26 protein-coding genes are annotated in these 26,436 nt (G+C 43.0%); 3 read left to right on the plus strand and 23 right to left on the minus strand.

Translation table 11 applies throughout. The features are described from left to right. Window positions 1-218: 218 nt before the first annotated feature. From ftsZ to ACZ07B_RS08540, 19 genes are all read right to left on the minus strand, one after another. The gene (gene ftsZ / locus ACZ07B_RS08450) at window positions 219-1,367 is read right to left on the minus strand and encodes a cell division protein FtsZ (protein WP_021479331.1); all 1,149 of its coding nucleotides are present in this window, start codon (window positions 1,365-1,367) and stop codon (window positions 219-221) included. A gap of 35 nt (window positions 1,368-1,402) precedes the next feature. Beyond that, window positions 1,403-2,725, minus strand: coding sequence for a cell division protein FtsA (gene ftsA, locus ACZ07B_RS08455; protein WP_003232169.1), 1,323 nt, complete (start codon window positions 2,723-2,725; stop codon window positions 1,403-1,405). Between the two features lie 173 nt (window positions 2,726-2,898). Further along, a complete protein-coding gene (locus ACZ07B_RS08460) occupies window positions 2,899-3,264 on the minus strand; it encodes a small basic family protein (RefSeq protein ID WP_003238683.1) in 366 nt (121 codons plus the stop codon). 17 nt (window positions 3,265-3,281) lie between these two features. Further along, window positions 3,282-3,989: a DUF881 domain-containing protein gene (locus tag ACZ07B_RS08465; RefSeq protein ID WP_123373542.1), complete on the minus strand. Its 708-nt coding sequence runs from the start codon at window positions 3,987-3,989 to the stop codon at window positions 3,282-3,284. 22 nt (window positions 3,990-4,011) lie between these two features. Next, window positions 4,012-4,707, minus strand: a complete 696-nt coding sequence (locus ACZ07B_RS08470; protein ID WP_014476745.1) for a DUF881 domain-containing protein — start codon at window positions 4,705-4,707, stop codon at window positions 4,012-4,014. After that, a complete protein-coding gene (divIB, locus tag ACZ07B_RS08475) occupies window positions 4,704-5,495 on the minus strand; it encodes a cell division protein DivIB (RefSeq protein ID WP_003232178.1) in 792 nt (263 codons plus the stop codon). Before divIB ends, ACZ07B_RS08470 begins: the two co-directional genes overlap by 4 nt. Before the next feature lie 129 nt (window positions 5,496-5,624). Then, window positions 5,625-6,536 carry a UDP-N-acetylmuramate dehydrogenase gene (gene murB, locus ACZ07B_RS08480; RefSeq protein WP_464877098.1) on the minus strand — a complete coding sequence of 304 codons (912 nt, stop codon included), beginning with the start codon at window positions 6,534-6,536 and terminating at the stop codon, window positions 5,625-5,627. A 31-nt stretch (window positions 6,537-6,567) separates the two neighbouring features. Beyond that, window positions 6,568-7,659: an undecaprenyldiphospho-muramoylpentapeptide beta-N-acetylglucosaminyltransferase gene (gene murG / locus ACZ07B_RS08485; RefSeq protein WP_464877099.1), complete on the minus strand. Its 1,092-nt coding sequence runs from the start codon at window positions 7,657-7,659 to the stop codon at window positions 6,568-6,570. A gap of 120 nt (window positions 7,660-7,779) precedes the next feature. Beyond that, window positions 7,780-8,880: a stage V sporulation protein E gene (gene spoVE / locus ACZ07B_RS08490; protein ID WP_003244810.1), complete on the minus strand. Its 1,101-nt coding sequence runs from the start codon at window positions 8,878-8,880 to the stop codon at window positions 7,780-7,782. Window positions 8,881-8,940: 60 nt separating this feature from the next. Continuing rightward, window positions 8,941-10,296 carry a UDP-N-acetylmuramoyl-L-alanine--D-glutamate ligase gene (gene murD, locus ACZ07B_RS08495; RefSeq protein WP_464877100.1) on the minus strand — a complete coding sequence of 452 codons (1,356 nt, stop codon included), beginning with the start codon at window positions 10,294-10,296 and terminating at the stop codon, window positions 8,941-8,943. Further along, the gene (gene mraY, locus ACZ07B_RS08500) at window positions 10,297-11,271 is read right to left on the minus strand and encodes a phospho-N-acetylmuramoyl-pentapeptide-transferase (protein WP_072175964.1); all 975 of its coding nucleotides are present in this window, start codon (window positions 11,269-11,271) and stop codon (window positions 10,297-10,299) included. Window positions 11,272-11,382: 111 nt separating this feature from the next. Continuing rightward, window positions 11,383-12,867, minus strand: a complete 1,485-nt coding sequence (locus ACZ07B_RS08505) for a UDP-N-acetylmuramoyl-L-alanyl-D-glutamate--2,6-diaminopimelate ligase (RefSeq protein WP_464877101.1) — start codon at window positions 12,865-12,867, stop codon at window positions 11,383-11,385. Window positions 12,868-13,042: 175 nt separating this feature from the next. Beyond that, a complete protein-coding gene (locus tag ACZ07B_RS08510) occupies window positions 13,043-14,983 on the minus strand; it encodes a stage V sporulation protein D (protein ID WP_003245048.1) in 1,941 nt (646 codons plus the stop codon). Between the two features lie 116 nt (window positions 14,984-15,099). After that, complete coding sequence (gene pbpB / locus ACZ07B_RS08515) at window positions 15,100-17,244, minus strand: penicillin-binding protein 2B (protein WP_464877102.1); 2,145 nt, start codon at window positions 17,242-17,244, stop codon at window positions 15,100-15,102. 5 nt (window positions 17,245-17,249) lie between these two features. Beyond that, window positions 17,250-17,603 carry a cell division protein FtsL gene (gene ftsL, locus ACZ07B_RS08520; protein ID WP_003232200.1) on the minus strand — a complete coding sequence of 118 codons (354 nt, stop codon included), beginning with the start codon at window positions 17,601-17,603 and terminating at the stop codon, window positions 17,250-17,252. Between the two features lie 39 nt (window positions 17,604-17,642). Beyond that, window positions 17,643-18,578, minus strand: a complete 936-nt coding sequence (rsmH, locus tag ACZ07B_RS08525) for a 16S rRNA (cytosine(1402)-N(4))-methyltransferase RsmH (RefSeq protein ID WP_015383596.1) — start codon at window positions 18,576-18,578, stop codon at window positions 17,643-17,645. A gap of 69 nt (window positions 18,579-18,647) precedes the next feature. Further along, window positions 18,648-19,079, minus strand: a complete 432-nt coding sequence (gene mraZ, locus ACZ07B_RS08530) for a division/cell wall cluster transcriptional repressor MraZ (protein WP_003221402.1) — start codon at window positions 19,077-19,079, stop codon at window positions 18,648-18,650. Between the two features lie 125 nt (window positions 19,080-19,204). Further along, window positions 19,205-20,824: a bacillithiol biosynthesis cysteine-adding enzyme BshC gene (gene bshC, locus ACZ07B_RS08535; protein ID WP_017694820.1), complete on the minus strand. Its 1,620-nt coding sequence runs from the start codon at window positions 20,822-20,824 to the stop codon at window positions 19,205-19,207. A 70-nt stretch (window positions 20,825-20,894) separates the two neighbouring features. Beyond that, window positions 20,895-21,791, minus strand: coding sequence for a 2-dehydropantoate 2-reductase (locus tag ACZ07B_RS08540; RefSeq protein ID WP_212129480.1), 897 nt, complete (start codon window positions 21,789-21,791; stop codon window positions 20,895-20,897). A 159-nt stretch (window positions 21,792-21,950) separates the two neighbouring features. Here ACZ07B_RS08540 and ACZ07B_RS08545 point away from each other — a divergent pair, with 159 nt between their 5' ends. Further along, window positions 21,951-22,433, plus strand: a complete 483-nt coding sequence (locus ACZ07B_RS08545) for an N-acetyltransferase (RefSeq protein WP_003244940.1) — start codon at window positions 21,951-21,953, stop codon at window positions 22,431-22,433. Between the two features lie 56 nt (window positions 22,434-22,489). On the opposite strand, the gene gerR is transcribed toward ACZ07B_RS08545, so the two are convergent. The 3 genes from gerR to ACZ07B_RS08560 all read right to left on the minus strand — a co-directional run bounded on the left by gerR (window position 22,490) and on the right by ACZ07B_RS08560 (window position 23,936). Continuing rightward, the gene (gene gerR, locus ACZ07B_RS08550) at window positions 22,490-23,071 is read right to left on the minus strand and encodes a sporulation specific transcriptional regulator GerR (RefSeq protein WP_015383592.1); all 582 of its coding nucleotides are present in this window, start codon (window positions 23,069-23,071) and stop codon (window positions 22,490-22,492) included. Window positions 23,072-23,216: 145 nt separating this feature from the next. Then, a complete protein-coding gene (gene rpmF, locus ACZ07B_RS08555) occupies window positions 23,217-23,396 on the minus strand; it encodes a 50S ribosomal protein L32 (protein WP_003154457.1) in 180 nt (59 codons plus the stop codon). A gap of 21 nt (window positions 23,397-23,417) precedes the next feature. Further along, the gene (locus tag ACZ07B_RS08560) at window positions 23,418-23,936 is read right to left on the minus strand and encodes a YceD family protein (RefSeq protein WP_014479718.1); all 519 of its coding nucleotides are present in this window, start codon (window positions 23,934-23,936) and stop codon (window positions 23,418-23,420) included. 27 nt (window positions 23,937-23,963) lie between these two features. On the opposite strand from ACZ07B_RS08560, the gene ACZ07B_RS08565 reads away from it, so the two are divergent. After that, the gene (locus ACZ07B_RS08565; protein WP_003232215.1) at window positions 23,964-24,149 is read left to right on the plus strand and encodes a hypothetical protein; all 186 of its coding nucleotides are present in this window, start codon (window positions 23,964-23,966) and stop codon (window positions 24,147-24,149) included. Beyond that, the gene (locus tag ACZ07B_RS08570) at window positions 24,146-25,393 is read left to right on the plus strand and encodes a nucleotidyltransferase (protein WP_336804969.1); all 1,248 of its coding nucleotides are present in this window, start codon (window positions 24,146-24,148) and stop codon (window positions 25,391-25,393) included. The genes ACZ07B_RS08565 and ACZ07B_RS08570 overlap by 4 nt, the downstream gene beginning before the upstream one ends. Before the next feature lie 16 nt (window positions 25,394-25,409). Here ACZ07B_RS08570 and ddcP read toward each other — a convergent pair whose 3' ends face one another. Further along, the gene (gene ddcP, locus ACZ07B_RS08575; RefSeq protein WP_014476730.1) at window positions 25,410-26,435 is read right to left on the minus strand and encodes a protease DdcP; all 1,026 of its coding nucleotides are present in this window, start codon (window positions 26,433-26,435) and stop codon (window positions 25,410-25,412) included. Window position 26,436: the final 1 nt, after the last annotated feature.

Raw genomic sequence — 26,436 nt, forward strand, 5'->3', positions numbered from 1 at the left:
ATATTAACTGTAGACAATCTGAATTACAGATATTGTCGTTTCATGTCATTCAATTTCCATATATATGAAAATGATAAAAATGTCACAAAAATAAATAGGTCTAATTATCTGTTTTGTTACTAATCGAAGGAAGCAATAGGGAAAAAGACTTTATAAGATGGAAAGTGTGAAGAGAAAAACAAAAAAGGACAAAATCGAAAACGATTTTGTCCTTTACATTAGCCGCGTTTATTACGGTTTCTTAAGAATGTCGGGATGTCAAGCGTATCATCAGCCGGCTGTGAAGTATGACGGCTTACTGTGTTCTGCTGCTGAGGCTCCTCACGTTTTTGCTCACGCTTCGGAACACTTTGATTGTGTGTTTTGATGCTTTGATTTAAGCTTGGACGCTGAGGCTTCGTCACGTCCTTCTCTTGTTCGATAAAGCCGGTTGCAATCACTGTCACCACAATCTCATCTTTTAGATTTTCATTAATAACAGAACCGAAAATCATGTTTACGTCTTGATCAGACGCCGAAGCGACAATGTCTGCTGCTTCCTGAACCTCATATAGGCTGAGGTTTGTTCCTCCAGTGATGTTCATGAGGACGCCTTGCGCACCGTCAATGGCCGCTTCAAGAAGCGGGCTGGAAATTGCTTTTTTTGCTGCCTCTGCCGCGCGATTTTCCCCAGTAGCAATACCGATACCCATCAAAGCAGATCCTTTGTTTGACATGATTGTTTTTACATCAGCAAAGTCAAGGTTGATAAGACCAGGTGTAGCAATCAAGTCAGAAATACCTTGAACCCCTTGGCGAAGTACGTTATCCGCTTCACGGAATGCTTCAAGCATCGGTGTGTTTTTATCAACAATTTCAAGGATACGGTCGTTCGGGATCACGATCAGTGTATCCACCGCTTCTTTCATTGCCGAGATTCCGCCTGCAGCCTGAAGCTGTCTTTTGCGTCCTTCGAAGGTAAACGGTCTTGTCACAACGCCGACTGTTAATGCGCCTAAGTCTTTCGCGATTTGTGCGATAACCGGTGCGGCACCTGTTCCTGTTCCGCCGCCCATACCAGCTGTCACGAATACCATGTCAGCACCTTTAAGTGCTTCTTCAATCTGCTCTTTGCTTTCTTCAGCGGCTTTTTTCCCGACCTCCGGATTCGCACCTGCTCCCAATCCTCTAGTCAGCTTTGCGCCGATTTGCATTTTCACTTCTGCTTTTGACAGGTTAAGAGCTTGAGCGTCCGTGTTTACCGCGATATACTCTACTCCTTGCACTTCATTTTCAATCATTCGGTTAACGGCGTTGTTACCGCCGCCTCCTACTCCGATTACTTTAATTGATGCTAAGCCGTCTATGTTTGTTTCGAACTCCAACATGCTAAATCCTCCTAATCTGCCGAATGACTATCTATCTATTCCCAAAACATGCTTAATAGTTTTTTCATTTTGCTCTGTTTATTATGTTCGGCTTGTGTTTTTTGTTTTCCTTTTGGCCGCTGCTGCACCTCATTTTGGTGATGATGCTGCTCTTGTTCCTCAGATGATGAGACTGCGATTTCCTGTATCGCTTCTTCAGGCATCTTAAAGCCTATTTTTCTGCCTTGGATTCTTGCATTCCGGCAGGCGAATTGGATCAGGCCCACTCCCGTCATATATTGAGGATCTCTTACACCGATATAATTCGGGCTTGCCACTCTGACATTGTTTTGAAGCACATCCTGTGCCAAAGACATGACACCCGGCATAGCTGCTTGTCCTCCTGTCAGCACGAAGCCTCCCGGCAGATCGGTAATTCCCATACTGCGAAGCTCTTCTGAAACAATTTCAAGAATTTCTTCTACTCTCGCTTCAATGATATTCGCTGCTTCTTGCTGTGTAAATGTTTGTTTTTGATTGGTGCCTATAACGGTTACCTCAAATATTTCATCTTCCGAGGCTTCGTCATAGTAGGCATGTCCAAATTGCTTTTTCACGCGTTCTGCTTCTTCTGTTGACGTTCTCAATCCGATGGAGATATCTTTGGTGATATTTTCGCCTCCGAGAGGAATGACACGGGTAGAAGTGAGATGTCCGTTCTGGAATACGGCAATGGTTGTTGACCCTCCCCCTATATCAATGAGAGCCACACCAAGGTTTTTCTCGTCCTTTGATAATGCAGCAGAACCGGCTGCCAGCGGCTGAAGGCAAATATCAGTTATTTCAATACCAGCTCTTTCAACGCAGCGGAGTAAGTTATGTAAGATTGTTTTTGAACCGGTGATCAAGGTGCCCTCTACTTCTAAACGCACACCCAGCATTTTTTTCGGGTCGGTGATTTCATCTCTTCCATCTACGATAAACTGTTTAGGAATGACGTCAACAATCAGCTGTTCGTGCGGTACTGAAACAACCTGTGCCGCCTCCATGACACGGCGTACATCTTCAACCTGAATTTCTTTATTTTCACTGGAAACTGCTACAACACCGTTTGTATCTTGAATATTGATATAATTTCCATTAACGCCGACAATAGCTTTTCTAAGCGGAAAACCTACCATTCTTTCAGCTTGGTCAAACGCTTTTCTTATAGAATGAACGGTCTCATCTATATCAACGATTGAGCCTTTTTTCAACCCTTCAGACGGTACATTTCCCACACCGATAATATTAAGGGAATCATCTGTCATTTCTCCGACGATCACTTTTGTATTGGACGTACCGATGTCAAGACTGACGTAAAGTTCATTGTTGTTCATTCTATGGCACCTCCTCACATTTCGATCATTTCTATTCTATTATTTGCGGAACAACAATACAATGAATGTGGCTTTACAAGTGTGTAACAAAAAATAACAACAGAATATTTTTATGTGCTTTTCACATTTTATGTTTATTGAAAATATTCGTTATATCCTATGTATATCCTCTTTTATATCACATTTTTTTTATTTTTTTTAGAAAGAGTCCACTTTGTTAGTAGATTTCTTCTGATAACGGCTATATTCTGAAATAATCTGACTCCAAATGCGAATATACCTGCTAAATACAAGTCTACACCAAGATGGACTCCCAGAAAAGCTAAACTTATTGCCAATATAATATTAAAAAAGAAACCGGAAACAAATACCATTTCATCATATGTACCTTGTAAATGCGCTCTGATTCCGCCGATTAATGTATCAAGTGCGGCAAGCACCGCAAGCGATAAATAGTTTGAGTATTCACTCGGTATCGTTAAGTTTGTCATTAGTCCAATCGCTATTCCGAGCACCAGTCCCAACACGGGCAGCCACATGACAATTCTCCTCCTTTTCAGTCTTTAAGCAGTTTCAGCTGTTGTACGTCCAGTGGTCTGTCATATGCTTTTAATGTTAGTTTGCTTTCAGATTTACCGGCTTTTAATGCTAAATTTTCAGATGCAAAAAGATCCTCAAGGCCTGACCCCTTCACTCTGCTGTGTAACATGTCCGGATCTTTGGCAAGCACTTTTACTGTTAAAGGATAATCGTCAAGGGCGTATCCGTCTATTTTTGTAGTGCCGTTTATATCTCTGATGACTGTATGATTCACAACTCTTCGCTCGTTAATCGAGATATGCTCTGCACCGTAGGAGTTGAGTTCATTAATCAGCTTTTTCAGCAAATCCGGAGGCGGATTTTCGACCGGCTCTCCTGTTAAGCTTTCAGAAAAAAGCGGGGAAATCGTAATGACAATTCCGCTACCTGTTATATCGGTCATGCCGGCTGTTTTTTTTAAGGATTGCAAGGTATTATTTAGCGCGGTTTCTTTTGTCATTTCTTTCGTTTGCGAATAGCTATTCAGCAGTTTGTCATATTTGTTTATTTCAGCCAGCAGCTTTTCCTGCTTCTTCTGCTCTGATGTCAGCTCTTCCCTAATATCCCACATATCTCTTGTATCCCGGACTTGAGGGTGCTTTAACGAATTAAACTGAACAGATATCATCAGGCCGAAGATGACCATAAGCACACTGATGCTTATGAAGGAACGCTTTATTTTCAATCTATTTCACCCGCTTTTTCAGTCATTCCTTCGTTTTTAGAATCGGTTTCATTTGTACGTTTTTCTCTTTTTCTGCCGAAACAGAAATATGATCCATTGACAGTTGATCAATCAGGCCTCCTGCGATATTTAATGAGGGCAGCAGGACATCTGGATCTCCAATAGCGGATACCGTAAACGGAGCGGGATGCTGCACTCCGTCTACCGTTACCACAGGACCATTGCATTTGATATACGAATCATGCGTCAAACGCTGCCCATTAACGGCGACAGCCGCCGCTCCTGAGATATACAGTTCGTTTACTACTTGGAAGATATGGCTTTCGTGAACGATGTAACTATTCACATTCTCCCCTTCCGGTATGTATGACGCATCTTCCAATGTCACCTCAACGCCTTCTCCCTGCACACCGACTTCCCCAATATACATCCTGTATTTTTCTGTATCTTCGAGGACATTATAGTATTCCGTCTTCTCTTTCTTCAGCTTATTTTCCGCCTGGCGGACTTTGTTTTGCTTTTGATATAATTCTTTTTCAAGCTTCTTATTTTCTTTCTCTTGTTTCAGAAGTTCATCTCTCAGCGCATATTCTTTTTTCCACTCTTCCGTCTCAGCCGCGCTTTTGTTGTTTTCTTTTGTCATTTGAAAAGAAAATGAAATCAAAAAGCCTGCGATAAGCATAATCAAGGAAAGAAGGACTGCTGATTTGCCCCTCAATTTTCATCTTCCTTTTTAGCAGCTTTATCGTTTTTCCCAAACTCTTCAAAATAGGTGGCAACTTCTAAATGAATGATTCCTTTTTTATTGCTGCTTAGCTGAGAAATGATAGAAGGATACGTCTTCATTCGGTCTGCAAACGTTTTAATAGATGCAGTGACAACATAACCGTCGTTCATGTACAACTTAATACGGTTTTCATCCATTTTTACAGGCGTATAATAAATTTCTGAAATCGACTGTTTTAACGAATTTGACAACGCATCGAGCTGCTTGGCCATTTGAGACCGCTTCTTCGCGTTTGTCCAATTCACTAAAATCGGTCCGGCATCATCCGGCGTTACTTCGTTTGGCAGAACTGAGCCGTTTTCAAGCACTTCATAGTACACATCGTCTTTTTCTAAATAAGCAATCGCTTTATATTCTTCGATTGCAATGTTGATTTTATTAGGAAGCGATTTGCTGATCTCCGCTTTTTTCACTAATTTATTTTGCTGAATCTTCTTTTCTGTTTTTTGCTTGTCCAAACTCCAAAACTCAGTATCTCCGCTGTTAATATCGGAAAGGTCGATAATTTCCTTTTTTGATACATTTTCATTCCCTGTAACAGAGATTGTTGATACTTTACTGATTGGTGTTTGCAGGTACACAATGATCAGCACCATAATAAAAAAGAGCATAATAAATGAAATGAGACGGCGGTTTGCCTTTTGTTTCCTCTGCTCTTTAATTTTAGGGATCCGCTCTTCAATGTTAACGATTTTTTCTCGGTCTTGACCCGGGTTCATTGCCTGTTCACCTCATTCAAATGAAACAGCTGTTAAAAGTCTGTCTATTCCAAAACAAACGGCATACTATGATGCCGTTTGTCGTTTGCTTACAGTATATCATATGAACAGCTTCAGTCAGAACTTGAATCAGCGATTTCCACCGATGATTTCAACCTCTGTGTGCATATCAATCTCGTATTTTTCACGGATTGTCTTTTTCACATGGTCAATGAGATCAAGCACATCTTTTGCTGATGCTCCTCCCGCATTGACGATGAAGTTTCCGTGCATCTCCGATATCTTTGCACCGCCGATTTGATATCCTTTCAAGCCTGCTTTTTCTACAAGGTTCCCGGCATGATTCGGAAGCGGATTTCTGAATATGCTTCCCGCACAAGGGCTTGAATACGGCTGTGTATTTTTTCTATAGTCTTTATTGTTTTGCATTTGCTGAACGATTGATTCCTTATCCTTCTGCTCCAGCTGCAAAACAGCTTCAAGGCAAACGCCCGGGCGTTTCTTTTGCAGTACAGATGTCCTGTAGCTGAAATCCATCTGCTCATTTGTCAGCCACTCAATCGTTCCGTCTTCAAATAAAATATGCGCTTTGACGAGGATCTCGCTCATATCAGAACCGTGAGCGCCGGCATTCATATAAACCGCTCCGCCGACTGATCCTGGAATGCCGGCAGCAAATTCCAAACCGGACAGGCCTTTTTTGCTCAATGATGTAGCAAGGCGGACCACTGAATAACCGCCTCCGACTGTTACTTGTTCCCCTTCAAGCTCCAAGTGGTCCAGACCCGCACCCAGCTTGATTACTACGCCTCTAATTCCTTCATCTAAAACAAGAAGATTTGATCCGCGGCCGATGACTGTCCACTTCACATCATATTTTTTAATCACGTCCATGATGTCTTTAACAGCATCTACACTGCTTGGAATGACCAATACATCCGCAGGTCCGCCGATTTTCATCGTTGTATGATTCGCGAGCGGTTCATTTGCAAGAACCTTGCCGACTTCGCGTTCTTTTAATTCCTGTATCACTTTCTCCATCGTAAACCTCCGCATTCCATTTGCTTTTCTACTATTTTTTTAATTCCTCGAGTACGCTGTATAAACGGGCAGCCGCGTCAGGAACACCGAGTGACTTTGTTCGTTCGCTCATTTCCTTTAACGTTTGCTCATTCAGTACAATCCGGTCTAGCGCTTCAATCAGCTTCTCCCCGCTGAGCTCTGTTTCTTTCAGTACAATCGCCGCATCATGCTGGCCGAGAGATCTCGCATTGACCTCCTGGTGATTCGCTGTCACATATGGACTCGGGATCAGAACACTTGGGATTCCGAGAGCAGTAATTTCCGCAATCGTTGTCGCACCGGCTCTGGCCACAATGACATCAATGGCCTTTAAATACTCAGGCATTTGATGAAGAAACGGCTTTGTGACCATATTATCAGCGGCACCCTTGCTTTTCAGCTCATTCATTACTTTTTCATAGTGAACTTCACCGGTGATATACAGCACTTGATAGTCTCTTGTTTTCAGCGCATCCTGCATGTCAATGACAGCGCGGTTAATCGGTGCAGCGCCTCGACTTCCGCCGAAAATTAAGACCGTTTTTTTCTCTTCAGAAAGCCCAAATTCAGCCATTGATCGTCCCGTCTTTATTGAGACGACTTCAGAGGCTCTCGGGTTTCCCGTAAATACAACTTTCTCGCTAGGAAAATGTGATTTCGCTTCTTCAAAACAAATCGCTACTTTATTAACATATTTTGAAAGAAACTTATTCGTGATGCCCGGCAGGCTGTTTTGTTCATGGACAATAGTCGGAATTCCCATTTTCGCAGCGGCATAGACAACCGGCCCGCATACATAACCGCCCGTTCCAATTACGGCATCGGGCTTAAATTCCGCTAAATACGATTTACTCTTTTTGACGCCCTTCAGAAAACGCATCACAGTCTTGACATTTTCAAATGACAATTTTCTTTTAAATCCTGTAATTTCAATTGCACGAAACGGTATATTCTCCCGCTCAACAATTTTTTTCTCCAGCCCGTTTTCTGTTCCGATATATAAAAATTCCACATTAGGATGACGTCTTTGCACTTCTTTAATAAAAGCAAGCGCAGGATAAATATGTCCCCCTGTACCGCCTCCGCTTATTGCAATTCGCATTTCTTTTCCCCCAGTCTAAGTTTCTCTATAACATAACGATAACCCTGTTTTGTTGGACAGGGTTATCGCATCAATTGTTTCCAAGCTTCATGTTAGACAGGAAGCTTGGACATACATTCGTTAATACCTCGAGTAGCGGCTTACATTCAGCAGCACACCAACTGCCATCAGCATTAGAGTCAATGAAGAGCCTCCGTAGCTCAGAAACGGGAGCGTGATGCCTGTTACAGGAATCAGGCCCGTGACTACGCCGATATTTATCATGACTTGAATGGCAATCATTGAAATAATGCCGACTGCGACAAAGCTTCCGTACAGATCAGGCGCACCAAGCGCAATTCTGATTCCTCTCCACAGCAGGACGCTGAAGAGGAGCAAAATAAGTGTTCCCCCGATGAAGCCCAGTTCCTCTGACAAAATGGCGAAAATAAAGTCTGTTTGCGGCTCAGGCAGATAAAAGAACTTCTGTCTGCTTTGTCCGAGCCCCATTCCGAACAACCCGCCGGGCCCCACTGCATAAAGCGATTGAATGATCTGAAATCCGCTTCCGAGCGGATCTTCCCATGGATTTAAGTATGAGGTAATCCGTTTAATTCGATATGGAGCCGATAGTACAAGCCCGACAAATCCGCTGAGGCCGATCAGCCCGAGAAAGACGAAATGGGCGATCCGCGCGCCGGCTACAAAAATCATGACAATACAAGTTCCGACCATTACTGTCCCCGTTCCGAGGTCAGGCTGGCACATGATAATCAAAAATGCTGAAAACACGATGCCAAGTGCGGGGACGAACCCCCGTCTGAACGATGTGATGTTTTTTTGTTTTTCAGAGAGAAATTTAGCAAGGAATGCAATCATCGCAAGCTTCATAAACTCTGAAGGCTGTATGCTGAATGCTCCGACTCCGATCCAGCTTCTTGAACCGTTCCGCACCATTCCGACGCCCGGTATCAAAACAAGCACCAGAAGGAAAAAGCAGATAACCATCAGCAATTTGGACCATGTCCTCCAAGTCCAATAATCGACATTCATGATAAAAAACATAGCAATGACGCCGATTCCCGCAAACAAAAGCTGCCGTTTCGCGAAAAAGAATGAGTCGTCAAATTTATAATCCGCCCATACCGCACTCGCACTGTACACCATAATTAATCCGATTGTTAATAATAATAACGTAATGATGACCAATAACAAATCAGGCGATGTTTTTTTAGTAGTCAAAGCAATCGACACCCCAAGCTTAAAGTCATTAGGGCTGCCGATTTACTTCAAGACAAGCCCTTACTTAAGCATATGCACGGCATCTATAAACATGTCACCGCGTTCTTCAAATGTTTTGAATTGATCCCAGCTCGCACACGCGGGTGACAGCAGGATGACATCTCCTTCATTTGAGATCGCAAACGCCGCAGATACTGCTTGTTCAACATTATCGACACGTTTGACATGTTGTATTCCCAGTTCATTGCCGAGTTTCTCGAGTTTTGGCGCCGTCTGGCCAAATGTAAGCACTGCTTTGACATGCTTCATATAAGGTTTCAAGTCATCAAAACCATTTCCGCGATCCAGTCCGCCCGCAAGCAGAATGACCGGCTTATCAAAAGCTGAAAGCGCCTTGCTTGTCGCCAGAATGTTTGTTGCTTTACTGTCATTATAAAATTTGCGGCCATTCACAGTTGTGACATATTGGAGGCGGTGCTTCACACCAGTAAAGCTTGTCAGCACCTTTTTAACCGCCTCATTGGATGCTCCTGCCGTTTTCACAACTGCAATAGCTGCTAAAATGTTCTCCAGGTTATGAGCACCGGGCAGCACAACCTCTTCCAGAGGGAGAATGGCTTCGCCGTTAAACATAATCATACTGTCTTTTACATATACGCCCTGTTCAAGCGTTTTGCTGACTGAAAATGGGACGATTTCGGCTTTTCCGGCTTCAGCAAGACGCACGACGGTTTCATCATCCTGGTTGACAATGGCTTTATCTGAAGCAGTCTGATGAAGGTACACTTTCTGTTTCGCTTTTTCATAGTTTTCGCGCGTATGGTGATAATCCAGATGGGCGTCAAATACATTTAAAATCAGGCTGATTTCCGGTCTGAAAGCGTGTGTTCCCATCAGCTGAAACGAAGACAGTTCAGTAACGATCCATTCATCTCCATCAGCATGATAGGCAACCTCACTTGCGACTGTGCCGATGTTTCCGGCAATCAGTGCTTTTTGCGAGTCAGCTTTGAGCATTTCGTAAATTAGCGTTGTCGTGGTCGTTTTACCGTTCGATCCGGTAATCCCGATAAACTTGGCGCTGGTCAGGTAGGAAGCGAGCTCAATTTCCGTCCAAACCGGAATGCCTCGTTTCTCCGCTTCCTGAACCATAATATTTTCATAAGGAATTCCCGGGTTTTTGATCAGAATCGTGATTTGATGCTGATCGAACAGAGAAACTGGATGCTCTCCGCAAACAACTTCGATTCCTTTTTCAGAAAGCTTTTGTGCCGGTTCATTTTCTTCAAAAGGCTTTTGATCATTGACTGCAACATAAATGTCTTTTTCATGAAGAATGGAGGCCGCCGCATATCCGCTTTTCGCAAGCCCAAGAATTAAAAAATGCTGTTTCTGTAAAAATTGATCATTTTCCACTTATAACCACACCTCGATGTAAATTCCTAAAACGGCAAGCAAAAGTCCCGCAGTCCAAAACGTCACGACTACTCTCCATTCAGACCAGCCGACAAGCTCATAATGGTGATGAAGCGGACTCATTTTAAAGATTCGTTTACCTGTCGTTTTAAAGCTGATGACCTGCAAAATAACGGATAATGTCTCGATAACGAATACACCGCCGATGATAACCAGCAGGATCTCTAATTTCGTTAAAATGGCAATGGTAACGATGGCTCCTCCCAATGCAAGCGATCCCGTATCTCCCATAAAAACTTTGGCCGGATGAGCATTAAATACAAGGAAGCCCAGAACTGCACCGACAACGGCAACTGAGAAAATCGCTACGTCATATTGAGATTGATTCCATGCCAGAATGGCAAAGGCGCCAAAGGCAATCGCCGCAGTACCGGATAATAACCCGTCAAGGCCGTCAGTCAGGTTAACTGCGTTTGATCCGCCGACAAGCATAAAGAGCACAAGGATAAAGTAAGCCCAGCCAAGATCAAATGATAAGTCAGTTCCAGGAATGCGAATATCCGTCGCAAAATTGTAGTAATGATACACAGCGTAAAATACAACTGCAATAATAATTTGTCCGATCAGCTTTTGCTTTGATGTCAACCCAAGATTGCGCTTCATGACAACCTTGATGTAATCATCTAAAAAGCCAAGCAAACCGTAGCCTAGCGTAACAAACAGAAGCAGCACCATTTCGGGGCTTATTTCTGAAAACTTCTGTGTCATAACAATTGTTGTCACTATGATAGAAAGTATGATCATGACCCCGCCCATTGTCGGTGTCCCTGATTTTTTCTGATGTGATTTCGGTCCTTCTTCTCTAATACTCTGGCCGAATTTTAATCTTCTTAAAAACGGAATAAGAATCGGAGAGAGCAGAACACTAATTAAAAACCCCATTAAAATTGTAAACAGAATGACTTGCTCAAGCATTGTCCTTTTCTCCTCCTGTTTCTTTCAAACGACATACGTAGTTATCATATTCATGATTTTTTTCCATATGAAAAATCTTTTCAAGCTCCATTATTCAGTAACATCTCTTTCCTATGAATTCGTCTTATTCTTATTGAGTTCAACAATGGCTCTCGCCGCTACTTCAGCATCATCAAAATCGAAAGTTTCATTTCCGATCTGCTGATAGGTTTCATGTCCTTTTCCGGCAATGAGGACAACGTCGCCTTTTTTGGCATTGGCAATTGCGAAAAAGATCGCCTGCTCGCGGTTTGCAATACTGTGATAGTATGTGTTCTCTACTCCGGCTTCCATATCTCTTAAAATCGCGCGAGGATCTTCGCTTCTCGGGTTATCTGACGTGAAAATCGGCTCGTCAGCCAGCTCCACAGCAATTTTAGCCATTTTCGGGCGCTTCGTCTTATCTCTGTCTCCTCCGCAGCCGACAACGACAAATAGCTTTCCTTCCGTCATATCTCTGCATGTCTCCAGCACATTTTCAAGGCTGTCCGGTGTGTGCGCGTAGTCTACAATGACAGGAAACTCCTGCTGCTGATTGACCAATTCAAAACGGCCTCTTACACCATGCAATTCTTCAACAGCCTCAGTGATGATTTCAAACGGTATGCCTGCTGCAATACATGTCGCAACAGCGGCCAGCACGTTATACACATTAAATTGTCCGACGAGAGACATCGTGATGTGCTTCGTGCCTTTGTTTGTCACGAGATCAAAGCTTGTGCCCTGTGCAGTGATACTGATGTTCTTCGCCATCACATCAGCATCGTTTTTAATTCCGTATGTAGAGATATGCGCAGCTGTTACCTTTTCAAAATAAGCGCTCGCCTCATCGTCAGCATTCAGGACGGCACGCTTTGGATGTTCGTGGTTGAAAGCCCCGCCAAGTTGGGAAAAGAGCAAGCTTTTTGCATGCCGGTACTCATCCATCGTTTTATGATAGTCCAGATGGTCCTGTGTTAAATTCGTAAACACGGCAATATCATAATCACAGCCATGGACGCGCCCTAAAGACAAAGCGTGGGAAGAAACCTCCATGATTGCAGTGTCAACGTGCTTGTCATTCATTTTCTTAAACGTTTTCTGCAGCGTGACGCTTTCCGGAGTCGTGTTTTTAACAGGAAGTGTTTCGTCTCCGATTTTCATGTACATTGTACCGATCAAGCCTGTGCGTTTTCCCGCTTTTTTCAGAATCTCATCGACCATGTGGGTTGTTGATGTTTTGCCGTTTGTCCCTGTTATGCCAATCAGCTGAAGCTTCTTCGTCGGCTGTCCGTAAAACGCATCAGACAAAACGCTGAGCGCGCGAAGTGACTGCCGGACAATAATAACAGGAACATTCACATCGACCTCTCTTTCTGCCACAATAGCCGCTGCGCCGTTTTCTACTGCTTTTTGCGCAAAATCGTGGCCATCCACCGTATACCCTTTTACACATACAAAAAGACTCCCTTTCTTTACTTCTCTGGAGTCCATCTCAATTGAAGTTATTTCAGGGTCTTGTGAGTCGTTTACAGAAGGTTCGGTTGTTAAGTATGTAAGCAGCTTTGTAAGTTTCATCGTATCAAACCTCTCAACATTCTAATTCGTTCTTTTTATCATTGAAGTCACATCAAATGATGTGGTAATGATTTTAAGCATACAGTTCATATTTTAGCGTAAATAAAAGGATACATCCAGCTAATCTTGAAAGATATCAGCATTTTTTCTGCAATAAAAGAATAGGCAGTCCGAATCAATCGGCTGCCTCCTTTTCATCTTCTTCAGTCAAATACACGCGTATCTTTGAGCCTTCTTTTACTTTCGTTCCGGCAGCTGGCGATTGTTTAACGATTTTGCTCCCTTTCCCGGAAGCATCCACATTGAGATTCACCAATAGTGACTCAAGATCTGAGACAGACATCCCTACAACATTCGGAACTTCTATTGTTTTTGTGTCGTTCCATTGGTATTTTTTCTCGATTTGATTTTTCCGGGGCTTCACACCAAGTTCCGGCAGGCTGTCTCTCATAATATTTCCGACAATAGGCGCTGCAACCGTTCCGCCAAATTGAATCGTGCCTTTCGGGTTATCCACCGCAACGTAGACGACTAGACTCGGATCATCAGCTGGCGCGAAACCGATAAATGATACAATATGGTTGTTTTCGAGGTATTTTCCATCTTTAACCTTTTGCGCAGTCCCCGTTTTTCCTCCGACACGATATCCTTCTACAAATGCATTGCGGCCGGTGCCTTCTGCGACGACGCTTTCTAGAGCATAGCGGATTTGTTTGGATGTTTCCTCAGAAATGACTTGTTTCTTTGCGATTGGTGATTGTTTTTTGACCGTTTTCTTCGTAACAGGATCGATCCATTCCTTTGCAATATAAGGTGTGTAGAGCGTTCCTCCGTTTACAGCGGCGGATACTGCTGCAACCTGCTGAATCGGCGTGACGGATACTCCCTGTCCGAAAGCCGTAGTTGCTTGCTCCACCGGGCCCACTCTCTCAAGCGGGAATAAGATGCCTGTTCCCTCGCCTTGGAGATCAATCCCCGTTTTTTGTCCAAAACCAAAGTCTTTGATATATTTGAAAAGCTTTTCCTTTCCTAAGCGCTCGCCTAATTCAACAAACCCCGGGTTGCAGGAGTTCTGCACAACTTCCAGATACGTCTGCAGCCCGTGCCCGCCTCTTTTCCAGCACCGCAGTCTCGCTCCGTCCACTTCCGCATGCCCTTTATCATAAAATTGATCCCGTTTCAAATTTACTTTTTGCTCTTCAAGGGCTGCTGCAAGTGTAATAATTTTAAAGGTAGATCCCGGTTCATACGTGCTCCATACTGGCAGATTTCGATTGTAGACGGACGGATCAACAGATTGGTAATCAGCAGGGTCGAAGTCAGGCCTGCTAGACATCCCCAAAATTTCTCCGTTTTTCGGATTCATGGCTACGGCAATCATGCCGTCCGGATGATATTTGGCCTCAGCGTTATCAAGCTCTCTTTCCATTATCGTCTGGACCTTTGAATCAACCGTCAGCTTCATATCAAGCCCATCCTTAGGCGGCGTATAGTCATCCGCTTCATCAGGCATCTTCTTCCCCTTGGCATCTGTATAAAACTTAACAGAACCTTTTTCCCCTTTTAAATCATCGTCGTAATAGGCTTCCAATCCAAGGAGTCCTTGGTTGTCAATTCCTGCAAATCCAAGCACATGAGATAAAAAGCTGCCGAACGGGTAATGACGGATACTGTCCTCCGCAACATACACACCTTTTAAATCAAGCGCTTTGATTTCTTTCGCCTTCTCATTTGAAATTTTTCTCCCTTCAGGAGTGATCTTTTCGATTGACGCTTTTTTTGTCACATGTTTATATACTTTTTCTTCTGACATGTTGAGCACCGCCGCAAGCTGCTTGCTCGTTTTCATCGGATTCTGAACTTGGCGCGGCACGACGAATACGGTCGGCGCACTTTTATTTGTTGCGAGCTTCACACCATTCCGATCCAGAATCTCGCCTCTCTCCGGCTCAAACGGCAAGTTACGGCTCCAGGAATCTTTCGCCAGCGAAGTCAGTTTTTCGCCCATCACAAACTGAACATACCCCAGCCTTGTATCAATGATCAGAAACACGATCACGCCAAAAAGCAAAACAAATAATAAACGTTTTCTAACCGTTACATTCGAGACGCGCAAGAGACCGTTCACTCCTTATTTAGGCTTGTTTCATTTTATGCCTGAAATTGGACAGGTAGAACGATGCTCCTCTGAAGGCATAAAAAAAGAAAGCCTGCATAACGCAGGCTTTCTTTTTAATCAGGATTTTTAAACTTAACCTTGATTACGGTTTTGTCTTTGATTTCTTTGTCTTTCTTAACACTTTGGCTGACAGCGTAGCCTTGCCCGTTTACTTCAATATGAATTCCCGCGAGCTCGCCGTACTGAAGAACCTCTCTTCTCGACCACCCTGTCATATCAGGCATTTTGATTTTGCCGCCCGTTTTCAGGAAGACCTTTTGATTGGTGAGAACTTCCTCATCCGCTTTCGGATACTGTTCTTTTACAGCGACATCACTGCCGATGACAATTGGTGTGAGATTCTCCTCTTCTGCTTTCTTTTGAGCAGCAGCTACCGTTTGATCTGTTAAATCAGGCATTGTCTGCGCTTTTGTTTCTTCCTTATCTGAGTCAGATTTTTCAGTTGGCTCTATGTTTAGGTAGTGCAGGCTGTTTTTCATTGTCGGGTTGAAGATTTCTGATACTGGTTCTGAACCGGTTTCATCATCCTCTAATTGCGGTTGTTGTACCGCAACATAGATCAACAGCTCCGGATTATCTTTAGGAGCCATTCCCATAAATGAAAAAATATAGTTATCCCGCCCCTTTAAATAACCATTTGTTCCTGCAATTTGTGCTGTACCTGTTTTCCCAGCCACGTCAAATCCCTCAATTTTATAAGGGCGTCCGGTTCCAATGTCTGATGAAACGACATCTCCTAGGATATTACGCACGTTTTTAGCTGTACTGGCAGAGATCGGTGTTCCTGCAGATTCCGGTTTATTTTGATAAACAGTTTTCTTCGTATCAGGATCAACAATATGATCAATGACATAAGGCTTCATCATTTTGCCATCATTTGCGACGGCAGTCGCAGCTTCTAGCTGCTGAATCGGGGTGACTGCGGATGCTTGACCGTATGCAGTTGAAGCTTTATCGTAATCATACTTAAAGTTCATTTTACTTGATGCTTCTCCCGGCAGATCGATTCCTGCCTTTTGATAAAAACCAAATTTATGCAAATATTCATTATAACGATCAAACCCCAACTTTTCATTGGCTAATTTGGCAAAAGCTACGTTAGAGGATCTAAGTACTCCGTCTTTGAAAGATATAGGGCCCCAACCTACACCTCTGTTATGGTCATATACTATTCCGCCGCCAACTTTATAGGTCCCTGACTTATATTGTTCGTTCGCATTAAACACGTTTTCCTGCATCGCAGCAGCGAGTGTAAAGATCTTCATCGTGGATCCGGGCTCATACGCATATGAAATCAAATCATTATAGTAGTTTGTCACATCGCGCTTGTTCGGATCAAAGCTTGGGCGCTGTCCCATAGCAAGGACTTTGCCTGTTTTCGGATCGACAACTGCGGCCATGATTTTTTTCGGATTATACTTTTGCGCCACTTTTGTCATGCTGTCTTCCAAAAAGGTTTGAATTTTCTGGTCAATGGTTAAATATACATTGTCACCATTTTTTGGCGCGGTAATTTTGTTTTTGCTGTTTGGGAGTTCCCAGCCGGATTTGTCGCTTTCATATGTCACATATCCGTCCCGCTCCTTCAAATACTTATCCAGCACTTTTTCTAATCCCATCGCGCCGGAAATTTCATTTGTTTCTTCATCAACCTCGGCATAGCCGATTAGATTAGATGCAAATACTCCGTTTGGATAGTAGCGTTTTGTATCCCGCAAAAATGAAATGCCCGGGAGTTTCATTTTTTCAATTTTTTGCTTTTGTGAATACGTAATATCCCGGCCAGCTGAGCCAAACTCGACTTGTTTTGCATTCTCCTTATTTAAGATATCAAGGATGTCGGCCTTGTCCAAGTTTATCACTTTAGACAATGCTTCCGCCGTTTTTTCTTTGTTTACAACATGCTGAGGATGCTTGACATCAGTGGTCATTTTTTTATCGAGAATCGCAATCAGTTTATACGTCGCTGTGTCCTCTGCAATGACTTTTCCTTTTCGGTCTAAAATCGAGCCGCGGCTCGCTTCGATGGTCCGTTTCTTTTCATGCTGCTCTGTCGCTTTTGTCGCAAGCACTTCGCCATTCGCTTTTCCGGTTATTTGAATATATGCCATTCTCCCCAGGATGACAAAGAAAAAGAGAGCGAAACAAATACTTAGAATCGCTGCTCCTCTATTCATAAATTTATTCTTTTTTGGCATTTGAATCATTCCTGTATGTTTTTCACTTTTTTATCTTTTAAATTCAAGCCGTTCTTTTTCGCAATGTCCATAATGCGCTGCGGTTTGCTTAAATCAGCAACGCTTTTTTCGAGGTCACCAATTTGCTTATTTTCGGATGAAATTTGCTCCTCAAGCTTTTGCACCTCAATATTGGTTTGATATGCCGCATACGCCTTCGATACGATCAAAAGCGATACACTGAGCACCGCCGCAGCAAAGAGGACAAGAAGCACTTTTTCTCCGAGAGTAATGGAAGCCCTTTTCTTGACAATCACTTTTTTCTCAGGACTGATCGCATGCCGCTGCTGTTTCTCTGGTTGGTAAGCTAAATTGCTCATAGGCTGATGACCTCCTTTTAATTTTGCGTTCGCGTTTTGTTATTTTCTTTTTTCAGCAATCCGAAGCTTGGCAGAACGAGCCCGGTTGTTCTCTTCAAGCTCTTCTTGAGATGCCGTAATCGGTTTTCGTGTGATGAGCTTCAGCTCCGGTTCAAACTCTTCCGGTATAACAGGAAGCCCCGGAGGAAGTTCCGGAAGCGACGACTTTTCTTTAAAAGTGGTTTTGCAAATTCTGTCTTCTAGCGAGTGGAAGGTAATGACTGATACCCTGCCCCCTGGCTTCAGAACCTCAATTGCCTGCTCCAAAGCTTCTTCAAACACCCTAAGTTCATCGTTTACGGCAATTCTGATTGCCTGAAACACGCGTTTAGCGGGATGTCCGCCGCTCCTTCTCGCTGGAGCGGGAATCGCGTCTTTTATTAGATCGACCAGTTGGCCCGTAGTTTGAATAGGAGACTTCATTCTTGCCTCCTCAATTTTTCTGGCGATCTGTTTACTGAACTTCTCTTCTCCGTATTTAAAGAAAATACGGACGAGATCCTCATAGCGCCACTCATTAACGACTTCTTTCGCCGAAAGCGTAGCCGACTGGTCCATCCTCATGTCCAACGGTGCGTCATGATGGTAACTGAATCCGCGCTCCGGTGTATCCAGCTGCGGAGAGGACACCCCTAAATCAAATAAAATACCGTCTACTTCTGTAATGCCTTGTTCATTCAAACATTCTTTTAAATACCTGAAATTGCTTTTAATCAGAATGAGCTGTCCTTTATAATCGGACAACATTTCTTTAGCATGCTGTAATGCCGTATCATCTTGGTCAAAAGCGATTAAACGCCCCTTCTCGGATAACTGCTGCAATAAGTATGTACTATGCCCAGCTCCGCCGAGTGTGCAGTCTACATATGTACCGTCTGGTTTAATATTGAGTCCGTCTACGGTTTCACGAAGAAGTACTGTCTTGTGTTGAAACATATTGTGTTGGTCCCACCTTTTATCAGGATGAATTGAAATTGTTTTTAGAGTGTTATACACGAAGAATCATTATATATCAAACCCAATCATGTTTTCAGCAATTTCAGCAAATGAATCTTCTTGCTCTTCTGTGTATTGTTCCCAAATTACTTTACTCCACAATTCAATTCGATTAGAAACCCCGATAACAACACATTCTTTTTCCAGTTTGGCGTAATTCAATAGAGATGATGCGATATTTACCCTGCCTTGCTTGTCCAGTTCGCATTCAGTCGCCCCTGAAAAGAAGAAACGGGTAAACGCGCGGGCATCTTTCTTTGTGAGAGGAAGAGCTTTTAGTTTTTCTTCAATTTGTTTCCATTCGTGCATAGGGTAGCCGAAGAGACATTGGTCAAGTCCTCTAGTCAGCACAAATTGCTCACCTAGGCCTTCTCTGAATTTAGCGGGTACGATCATGCGGCCTTTCGCATCGATGGTATGCTGATATTCACCCATAAACATGATCTCTTGCCCCACTTTCTCTCCTTAACTCACCACTATTCACCACTTCGCTCCACAACTTCATTTTACACTGTTTACCCATAAAAAAAAACCCTGAACTATTCAGGGTTCTTTAAAACTTTATTTCAAAGTTTGACAACTTGATGTTGATTTTGAAAAGAAAATGGCAGATTCTTGAATGTCGTGAAGAATTTTGGACCGTACCTGTTCAAATAATACATGATATTCCAAATCCGTTCTTGCGGCGCAAGAAGCGGCTTAATGCTATTTTGAATTCTTTCATAATCCTTCAAGACGTAGCCTTCTTTTTCTTCAATTCGCTTCGTTACCGTGCGCTCTAAGAATTGAAGCTGATCCTGAATAAAAGCGGCATTTTTCAGGAGTAAAGGTTCCATGCTTTGATCAACCTTTAACGCCTCCTGCCTGACCGTTTTGTGAATCGCTTCAATTTGGCTTTTCGCCTGATCCATCACCGCCGTAAATTCTTCCGGAATCTGGCGCTCGAAGTATGTCTCTCTTTGATTCTCCGTTCCGCGCTCAATCGCGTCTTGTAACGAGATATTCCGTTCAGCCAGTTTTTTCTCAATATGCCGCTCAAGTATCGTAATGTTCAGCCTTGGCATGACAGGAGGCATTTTAAAGCCCATCACCGCAAAAGCCTGTTTGAGCTCGCCCCAATAATTGATTTCTCCAGGCCCTGCAATAAATGCTAAAGTCGGAATGAGAAATTCCTGCATTAACGGTCTCGTTACAACATTGTTGCTGAAACGCTCTGGATGTTCTTCCATATGTGTATGAAGTTCATCCATCGTCCATCCTAGATCAAGCTCTTTGATGACAAATCGGCCGTTATCTTTTTCAATTAAAAAACGCTCATCTTCGTATTCATAAAACAGATTCGCCTGCTCTTTTCCGGACTCGATAATCGGTTTGTAGCCTGCTTGACGCATGAAGGCCTGCTGATCTGATACAGCCCGGGCGAGTTCATCATTTTCTCGAAGAATCTTTTGGAACATGGCAGTTTCCAGCTTTTTAATCCCCGGATCTCCAGAATTTAATAAAACTAAGCCCTCTTCTTGGAACAAATCCGCGATCAGCAGTTCAAAGAAGTCAGTAAACGTAACAGATTCCCTTAAACATCGTTTCACATTGTCGAGAAGTGTATTCGTATGGTCTGTTTCTTCAAAAGCGGCAAAAACATCATCTATCCACGCGGCACACTTTTCCTGATCAAGCGATGTACTCGCTGCTGATGATTTCTTCCAATAAGACTGAGGCAGCTTTTTTTTCACAGGCCCATTCTCTTCAGATGTGTGAACAAAATTAATCTCATCCAAATCGTGGTCTTCTCCAGCCACCCAGAAGATTGGTATGACAGGCACTTGCAGTTCCTTTTCTTGTTGCTTTGCTAAAACAATGATTGAAATGATTTTATGTATGGTGTAAAGCGGTCCTGTTAAAAGTCCTGCCTGCTGTCCGCCGACTACAGCGGCACTTGACGGGTCCTTCAGCTTCTCAATAGCAGACTGCATCGCACTTGAACCGAATTTATTATGGTAAGAGGTTAAGTACGCCGCCAATTCCTCTCTTGCGAAAAACCGGGAAGATAAGTCTTCCAGTCTTTCGCGCCACATGTCCTTATGATGAATACTGTAATCAAAAAAAGAAGACATTTCTTCTTTGCCATCTATATAGTGCTGTACAAACACATTCTGATTTTTGATGGAAAGTTCAGTTAGCTGCATCTTCTAGAACTTCCTTTCTCCAATAAATAGTTAGTGATCCGAAATGAGTATAGCATGTTACCGAAAAAGCTCAAAAGACTTTGTTTGTATTTCGCTCCAATGCTTTGATGCTGCCATATAAAAACTCTAGGTGGACGGCATCAAGACCTTGAAGACTTGCTTCCTTCAATAAGTATCCGATAATGGCGTCAGCTTCCGTCTGCCGGCCTCCAATGACGTCAACCAGCATTGATGAACGATTCTCTTTCGTTTGCCCACAAACCGCCTGAACCCGCTCCCAAGCCTTTTCTTCATTTTCAAGTTTTAAAATGCGGCATGCCTCCTGAAATACCAGCTTCATAAAAGCCAGATAAGCTGGCGTTGTCAGCAGTTCTCCATTTTTCACCTGCAATAACGCAGTTAAAGGATTAATACACGCATTTACAATCAGCTTGCCCGTCAACAGACGGTACCAATCCGTCTCATAATAAATCGGAAAATCCGAATGGTTATGCTGAAACAAGATGTTCAGCCGGTCTGGTTCAGCATCGTCGAACGCGCTCCATTTTATCGCACCTAGGCCTGTATGATCAACAGCTGTATCCGATTTTCTTACAGCTCCGTGCTCAACGATTCCAACATAAATGGAATGGCCAACGTGCCAGTCTTTTAGGTCGTGGATATGCCCCATGCCGTTTTGCAAAAATAATATATTCGTCTTATCGATCCGTTCAAGCGACGAAAAAACAGATTGAAGCTGATGCTGCTTCACTGTCACGACAAGCAGGTCAAAGTCCGAATTGATACTCGTGTCCGCACTGCAATCAGCCCTAAATTCCTCCCCGCCTTTATAAAGCCGGATTCCTTCAGACTGAATGGCCGCAGCCTGTTCTTGCCGCCTCGTCACAACAGTCACGTCGTGATAAAGTGACAAATAATAGGCGCATAAAAGACCGACGGAGCCTCCGCCGATAATTCCAATTTTCATGATGTCACACCCAATTTAGCATTTACGTATTATCATAGCAGAAGTAAGAAGAAATTACTTCTCAAAGATCCCATGTGCTTAAAATTAAAGTTTAAATATTTGGATTTTTTAAATAAAGCGTTTACAATATATGTAGAAACAACAAAGGGGGAGATTTGTTTGACAAAGGTAGAACGTCTGCTTATCAACTATAAAACGCTGGAAGAATTCAAGAAATTCAAAGAATACGGCATTCAGGAGCTTTCAATGCTTGAAGAACTTCAGGATAATATTATTGAAAATGACAGCACTTCGCCTTTTTACGGAATTTATTTTGGCGATAAACTTGTAGCACGAATGAGTCTGTATCAAGTTAACGGCAAATCGAATCCCTATTTTGACAACCGCCAGGATTATTTGGAGCTGTGGAAGCTTGAGGTTCTTCCGGGCTACCAGAACAGGGGATACGGGAGAGCCTTGGTTGAATTTGCAAAATCATTCAAAATGCCGATCCGGACAAATCCGAGAATGAAATCAGCGGAATTTTGGAACAAAATGAACTTTAAAACTGTTAAGTATGATATGGCGCGGGACAAAGGGGAAAACCCGCTTATCTGGCATCCTGATATGGATCGCGAAATGACACCGGGAGAGTCTGCATAGAAATCAAAACAACCGGCCTATTCTTACTATAGGGCCGGTTCATTTCAGGCGTTTCTTTACGTTTCTTGAGCCGCTTTTTTCATTCTTCCGTCTTCCTTCGAAACAACCATTTTTCTGGCCCGATCCATGATATCGATCAGTGCCTTGTAATCCTCTTCTGTCATCTCTAGCTGATTCCGCAATGTCTGATTTTCACTCCGCAAATCCTCAAGCTCTTTTTGCAGCGATTGGATTTGCTCCTTCAATTTTTCCCTTTCAAGCTGAAATTCTTGTGCAGACGGTGCTTCTTTGAATTGTTCGAGAAATTGAATGACATCCTGAATGGACAAATCTCGTTTTCCTTCTGACGATGCCGAGGCAGTCTGCTTCATGGAATTCGGCATATTTACCGAATGAACGCCGATTTGCTTTCTCAGTTCTTTCCTTTGCTTTTTTGCAAGCTCTATACCTGACTGGTATTGTTTTCTCACATACGAGTTCCACCTGAAACCACAGGCTGCCGCGGTTCTGGTCAGCGCCCTTCCAACCTCCTCAAAGGCTGAAAGCTGTGTTCCTCCCTCTCGAATATGACGAAGCACCACTTCTGCCAGCAGCAAATCCTCATCCTGAGTCCAAGCATCTTGTCTTGTAATGGTCAAATTCAATCTCCCTCCATGTCAGCTTATTTATCTCATACATATGCCGGTAATAGATTAGATAGACTATTTGCACTCACAAATTTTCCGCAAGCTGACAGGAAGAGAAAAAGAAAAAGCGCAGGGCTTTCACCCCGCGCTTTTCTCATTAGTTACTTTTTACATTTATGTCTTTGCCGTTGTATGATCCGCATGCTTTGCATACACGGTGAGACAACTTCATCTCTCCGCATGACGGACATTCTGTCATACCAGGTACATTAAGTTTGAAATGTGTACGGCGCAATCTTTTCTTCATTTTAGAAGTTCTTCTAAAAGGTACAGCCATTATTCCCACCTCCTTAAAGAGTTAAGATTCATCATCTTGTTTTAAGAGCTTTTCAAGGGCTGCAAGTCTCGGATCAACTTGATTCTTCTTGTCTTCTTCCGAAATAACTTGCCAATCCTTTCCTTCTTGAGGAGCAGCTCCTTTTTCTTGTTCAGATTCACAAAAGATTTGCATAGGGATTTCTAAAAGAATTTCTTCTTTCACGATCGGAGTTAAGTCGATAGTATCGTCCTCAACAATGTGAACGTCATCATCTTCTATATCATCCGTGTGATGAAATATAAACAGTTCTTTTGTTGAAATTTCAAATGGATACGGGACATCAACGAGTGTTCTTGAGCATGGCAAAATCATTTCGCCTGAAATTGTAAAATCAAACGAAACCTGTTTGGATTTGATATCCGCTCTGCCCTTCACCCGGACGGGAGAAATGCGGCGAATGTCAGAATTCAGCTTTGTCAGCTCATTTAACTCAACTGTTTCATCAAACTCAAAACTTTGTTTTGGCATTTGATGCAGCTGATAAATCGTCCATTTCATTTGTATCACCTCAGGAAAGCAACAAACATGATTATAGCTTTTAAGATTGTTTTTGTCAATATTTTTTCTTTACAGCATAATGCTGCCATTGAAGTATCGTTGACAGCGGAATATGCTATGCATACACTTAAAACAAAAATAAGGCGTAAGAGTTTTCATTTGCAAATGTATCATACGTTTTTAAACATAGCAAGAAAGGCGGAAAAAATATGAAAGCTGTCGGATTGGTGGTTGAATATAATCCCTTTCATAACGGTCACCTTTATCATGCCCAAACAGCAAAGCGGCAAACCGGATGTGACACGGCTGTGGCGGTCATGAGCGGGCATTTTTTACAGCGCGGGGAACCCGCGGTTGTATCAAAATGGGCCCGAACAAAAATGGCGCTGCAAAGCGGAGTTGATCTTGTCATTGAGCTGCCTTATCTTTATGCCGTGCAAAAAGCAGACATTTTTGCACGCGGCAGTGTTTCAATCCTGAACGAACTTGAATGTGAGGCGCTGTTTTTCGGGAGTGAAAATGGGGATATCAAGCCTTTTTTAGAAACAGCACAGCTTATTGATGAGCATAAACATATATTGAATGACCGAATTAAAGAAGAACTTAAAAATGGGGCCAGTTACCCAGCAGCGGCGGCTAGCGCCTTCAGCTCCATTTTGCATACTGAAAGTGCACTTGACTTGTCAAAACCAAATAACATTTTGGGATACCAGTATGTGACCTCGATTCTAACCGGGGGATATCCTATGAAACCTTATACTACGGCACGCATCTCTTCGGACTATCATGATGCCGATCTCCCTGAAGGCGAAAACCATATCGCAAGCGCCACAAGCATTAGAAAAGCGATGACTGGCCAGAATCTCGAAGCTTGCCTTCGTTTTCTCCCTGCTGCATCTGCACGTGAATTAGCAGCTTACCGCAAATCTTTCGGATTGTGGCATACACCTGAGAGCTACTTTTCTTACTTAAAATACAGCCTTTCAACTGTAACGGCACAGGAATTACAGCAAGTATACGAGGTGGAGGAAGGTTTAGAGCACAGAATTCTTCGTTCGATCAGAAAATCCAGCTCTTATCAGGAATTTATGGAGCTGCTGAAAACAAAACGCTATACGTGGACAAGGCTCCAGCGGATGAATACACACATTTTAACCAGAACAAAAAAACAGGATATGCAAAAGCTGCTTGACAACGATAAGGTGCCGTATATCAGGCTTCTCGGCATGACGAAAAAAGGACAGGCTTATTTATCCGAAAAGAAAAAAGCACTGTCTGTTCCGCTTGTCAGCAAACTGTCCTCTTTCTCCCATCCAGCTCTCAATCTGGACGTAAAAGCAAGCAGGATTTACAGCCTGCCGATAGAAGAGCCGCTGAGAACTGAGTTTGACCTGCAGGAATACGGACATGCACCGATTCGATATGACGAAGATGAACAACACTTTTTAAATGTATAGAAAAAGCACCTGAGAATCAGGTGCTTTTCGCTTTTAGCTTATTCAAATAATCAATCGCATCCTGCATGGTATCAACAGGCACAATCTTCATATCTGAATCAATATCTTTTGCTGTTTTTACTGCGTTCTTATAATCGGAATTGCTGGCGCCGTTTTGATTTGGCGCGAAGAAAATGTCTTTTCCGGCTTTGTCTGCGGCGACGACTTTTTGATCAATGCCGCCGATCGGGCCTACTTTTCCGTCAACATCAATCGTACCTGTTCCCGCAATATCATAGCCTTTTGTTTCGTCTGGTTTTGTCAGCTGATTATAAATTTCAAGAGACATCATTAACCCTGCTGACGGGCCGCCAATATTTTCGATTTCAAAATCAATATCAGGCTCTACCTTCACGTTTCTGTCTGTATAAAGCGAAACTCCGATTCCTGCCCGATCCGGCTCATCAGGAAATTGTTTTAACGTAAGGGTGACACGCTTTTCTTTTTCTTCTCTTTCGATCTTTAACGTGACTTTATCTCCCGCTTTTTTGCTGCTGATATAATCAATCAGCTTTTCAGCAGACTGATAGTTTTTGCCGTCTGCGCTGATGATTTTATCACCGACTTCTATTTTCCCTTTTGCCGGCATGTTTTCTACAACTGAGCTTGCGTATATGCCGTTAAAGGAATAGCTGACTTTTTTTCCTGCCTTTTGATAGGCGGCTATAACCGCATTTTCTTGCGAGCTTTTCATCATTTGGAGCTGTCTTTTCATATACTCCTTATCTGACTCGCCTTCCTCCTTAATGCTCTCATCAGGAACAATTTCATAATAAGGGTGCATCTTTGCCCACACATATGTAAACGGATTAGCCGGTCCCACTTTAACAGTCATTAAGGACAGGCTTCCTTTTTCCGGGTAGCCTCCCTCCACTTTTATCAATGAAGCAAGCTCTGTCGCTTCTCCCGGTTTTGTAATATAGTATGGAAGTTTTATAAATGATAAAACGGCGATCAGTATGAGGATGACGAGCATCCAGCTAAAATGTTTTTTACGTAGCAAA

The sequence above is a fragment of the Bacillus sp. 9.4 genome (assembly GCF_055486415.1).

Excerpts from the sequence above, each read along its gene's own strand:
- mraZ (WP_003221402.1), bottom strand. The coding sequence starts at position 19,079 with ATGTTTATGGGTGAATATCAGCATACCATCGATGCGAAAGGCCGCATG.
- rpmF (WP_003154457.1), bottom strand. The coding sequence starts at position 23,396 with ATGGCTGTACCTTTTAGAAGAACTTCTAAAATGAAGAAAAGATTGCGC.
- murG (WP_464877099.1), bottom strand. The coding sequence starts at position 7,659 with ATGCGAATTGCAATAAGCGGAGGCGGTACAGGGGGACATATTTATCCT.
- mraY (WP_072175964.1), bottom strand. The coding sequence starts at position 11,271 with ATGCTTGAGCAAGTCATTCTGTTTACAATTTTAATGGGGTTTTTAATT.
- divIB (WP_003232178.1), bottom strand. The coding sequence starts at position 5,495 with ATGAACCCGGGTCAAGACCGAGAAAAAATCGTTAACATTGAAGAGCGG.
- ftsA (WP_003232169.1), bottom strand. The coding sequence starts at position 2,725 with ATGAACAACAATGAACTTTACGTCAGTCTTGACATCGGTACGTCCAAT.
- ftsZ (WP_021479331.1), bottom strand. The coding sequence starts at position 1,367 with ATGTTGGAGTTCGAAACAAACATAGACGGCTTAGCATCAATTAAAGTA.
- ACZ07B_RS08505 (WP_464877101.1), bottom strand. The coding sequence starts at position 12,867 with ATGAAACTTACAAAGCTGCTTACATACTTAACAACCGAACCTTCTGTA.
- ACZ07B_RS08460 (WP_003238683.1), bottom strand. The coding sequence starts at position 3,264 with ATGTGGCTGCCCGTGTTGGGACTGGTGCTCGGAATAGCGATTGGACTA.
- ACZ07B_RS08565 (WP_003232215.1), top strand. The coding sequence starts at position 23,964 with ATGATTATAGCTTTTAAGATTGTTTTTGTCAATATTTTTTCTTTACAG.
- murB (WP_464877098.1), bottom strand. The coding sequence starts at position 6,536 with ATGGAGAAAGTGATACAGGAATTAAAAGAACGCGAAGTCGGCAAGGTT.
- rsmH (WP_015383596.1), bottom strand. The coding sequence starts at position 18,578 with ATGTTTCAACACAAGACAGTACTTCTTCGTGAAACCGTAGACGGACTC.
- pbpB (WP_464877102.1), bottom strand. The coding sequence starts at position 17,244 with ATGCCAAAAAAGAATAAATTTATGAATAGAGGAGCAGCGATTCTAAGT.
- bshC (WP_017694820.1), bottom strand. The coding sequence starts at position 20,824 with ATGCAGCTAACTGAACTTTCCATCAAAAATCAGAATGTGTTTGTACAG.
- ACZ07B_RS08570 (WP_336804969.1), top strand. The coding sequence starts at position 24,146 with ATGAAAGCTGTCGGATTGGTGGTTGAATATAATCCCTTTCATAACGGT.
- ACZ07B_RS08540 (WP_212129480.1), bottom strand. The coding sequence starts at position 21,791 with ATGAAAATTGGAATTATCGGCGGAGGCTCCGTCGGTCTTTTATGCGCC.
- ACZ07B_RS08560 (WP_014479718.1), bottom strand. The coding sequence starts at position 23,936 with ATGAAATGGACGATTTATCAGCTGCATCAAATGCCAAAACAAAGTTTT.
- ftsL (WP_003232200.1), bottom strand. The coding sequence starts at position 17,603 with ATGAGCAATTTAGCTTACCAACCAGAGAAACAGCAGCGGCATGCGATC.